The sequence below is a fragment of the Pedobacter psychrodurus genome (assembly GCF_032678585.1).
In the GTDB taxonomy this organism is placed as follows: Bacteria; Bacteroidota; Bacteroidia; order Sphingobacteriales; family Sphingobacteriaceae; genus Pedobacter; species Pedobacter psychrodurus_A.
The window spans coordinates 1-1,789 of sequence record NZ_JAVTSN010000113.1 but is presented as its reverse complement, the minus strand read 5'-3'; the positions used below and the strand labels follow the sequence as shown (position 1 = coordinate 1,789).

Below are 1,789 nucleotides of genomic sequence, written 5' to 3'. Positions count from 1 at the left end.
GGTAGGTGCTGAACGAGTAAGAAAAGGCAGATGAAATATCTGTCAGGTAAACAATTGAAAGCTGAACAAAAGTGAACCACTGAAGAAGTATCGATATCACCAAGACGTTGTCCAAACTGAATGTCCTCGGGACGACACAGGATAAATGCCCAAGGAGTTGTAATCTGGAGCTGCCTTAGGCGACAACCGGTATATAGGTGGCAGGAGGCAATTGTAGGCATACTAACGGAACTAGGGAACTTGCAGGGAAACGGTCGAGGGAAAGTACAAGCGGAGATCCCGTTAGGCAAATACCAAAGTTGCCCTGCAGGGGCGGATCAGGCCGTAGTAGCGGAGAAGTTCCTGTAATGGGGATGGAGCGAAGGGCGAAGACAGTATAACTGAACAGATTAGTCCAGTAATTACCAACAACATTAAAACGGATGATTGATTATTACGAGACAAAGGTACATCCAATTACAAAGCGGATGGTTCTGGATGCATTCAAGCAGATCAGAAACAACGGACAGGCAGCAGGAGTAGATGGCGTTTCATTGAAGGAGTATGAAAAGGATCTTCCGCAAAATCTATATAAACTATGGAATAGACTGACCTCGGGTTCCTACTATCCTGCAACTGCGCGAGAGAAGAAAATTCCCAAGAAGGGAGGAGGTTTCAGGAGTTTAGGGATCTGCAATGTGGAAGACCGCGTTGCGCAACAGGTTGTAAGGAAAAGAATCGAATATAAGATTGATCCAACCTTCCATCCTGATAGCTATGGCTATAGACCAGGGCGTCACGCGCACCACGCAATCGAGATGGCTACCCAACGTTGTCTGAAGGATAATTGGGTTCTGGACCTAGATATCAAATCATTTTTTGATACCATAGATCACGAACTACTAATGAAGGCAATTAAGAGGTATACCAATGAGAGATGGGTGTTAATGTACATTGAAAGATGGTTAAAAGCTGGAATACTCAGGGAAGATGGCGCAATAGAATACAATTCTGAAGGCACAATGCAGGGCTCGGTGATTAGCCCACTGTTGGCAAATGTGTTTATGCATTTTGTATTGGATAAGTGGATGGAGAAGAATTACCCCAAAGTTTCGTTCGAGCGATATTGTGATGATGTGATTGTTCACTGTAAAAGTAGCCAACAGGCCATAAGCATTAAATCAAACCTTAGGGCAAGATTAAAGGCCTGTAAGCTGGATTTAAATGAAGAGAAAACTAGAATAGTTTTCTGCAAGAAACAGACGAACAAATCATTCAAATCAGATTGTCACTCAAGTTTCGACTTCCTGGGATATACCTTCAAGCCCAAACTTATTCCTACAAAGAAAGGTATATTACTGCTCACTCTACCATCTATGAGCCAGAAATCGAAAAACGGTGTTATGGAGAAGCTCAGAGAAATGAAGATCTATAAAAGAAAGGATACCATTCAAGACCTTGCCAGAGATGTAAACTCAAAGATGCGAGGCTGGATATCCTATTATGGAGCATTTAATAAATGGGGAATGGGCGCAATATGCTGGAACGCTAATAGAATTCTCATGAAATGGGTCAAAAGGAAGCGTGGATGGAATTCAACAAGATCGATCAAGTGGCTGAAAAATGTCTTCAAAGATCATCCAAATCTATTTACTCACTGGAAATTCAGCCGACCATAAACTTTGTGAAAAGAAAGACGAGTTACCAACGGTAACCGAACTCCTAATCTGTACGAGCCGTGTAAAGCGAGAGTTTTACGCACGGTTCTGTGAGGGGTTTGGGGTGAAACTCCCCTTACCTACTCGGCAAC

Annotated in this window: 1 protein-coding gene; it reads left to right on the top strand. The window is 42.9% G+C overall.

What is annotated here, in order from left to right; genetic code table 11:
• Window positions 1-422: 422 nt before the first annotated feature.
• Window positions 423-1,658: a group II intron reverse transcriptase/maturase gene (ltrA, locus tag R2S57_RS30250; RefSeq protein ID WP_316848635.1), complete on the top strand. Its 1,236-nt coding sequence runs from the start codon at window positions 423-425 to the stop codon at window positions 1,656-1,658.
• Window positions 1,659-1,789: the final 131 nt, after the last annotated feature.